This is a genomic window from Acidovorax sp. ST3 (assembly GCF_003231145.1).
Taxonomy (GTDB): Bacteria; Pseudomonadota; Gammaproteobacteria; order Burkholderiales; family Burkholderiaceae_C; genus Acidovorax.
The window spans coordinates 1-571 of sequence record NZ_QKVP01000103.1; the positions used below are offsets into that span (position 1 = coordinate 1).

Genomic DNA, 571 nt, shown 5'->3' on the forward strand with positions numbered 1-571 from the left:
GTTGCAGATTCCGCAGGACGCGGCGTTGCGCGAAATCTGGGACCTCGGCTGCGGCACCGGAGAGCATGCGGCCGTGCTGGCGGCGCGCCATCCCCAGGCCGTGGTGCACGGACTCGATTCCAGTCCTGAAATGCTGGCCGAGGCGCGGCGTCGCAACGCCCGCGTCGACTGGATTCTCGGCGACATCGAAGGCTTCGCGCCGGCCTCGCCGCCCGATCTGATCTTCACCAACGCCGCGCTGCAATGGGTCGGCGGCCACGAGGCGCTGTTCCCCCGGCTGGTCGGCGGCCTGGCTCCGGGCGGCGTCTTCGCCTGCCAGATGCCGGTGTCCTTCGACAGCGACTGGCACCGCACCTTGCGCGACGCCGCCGCCCACGGGCCGTGGGCCGAGCGGCTTCGCGGCGTTCGCGGCGTGCGGCCGATGGCCTCGGCCAGCGAATACTACGACTGGCTGCGGCCGCTCGCCCGCAGCGTCGACATCTGGACGACCACCTATCTGCACGTGCTCGAAGGCGAGGACGCGGTGGTCGACTGGATGCGCGGCACGGGGCTGCGGCCCTATCTCGAAGCC

At 71.5% G+C, this 571-nt stretch carries 1 protein-coding gene; it reads left to right on the forward strand.

What is annotated here, in order from left to right; genetic code table 11:
* Positions 1-571, forward strand: a 571-nt coding sequence (locus DNK89_RS23805; protein WP_110962017.1) for a methyltransferase domain-containing protein, incomplete at both ends; no start/stop codon positions are given.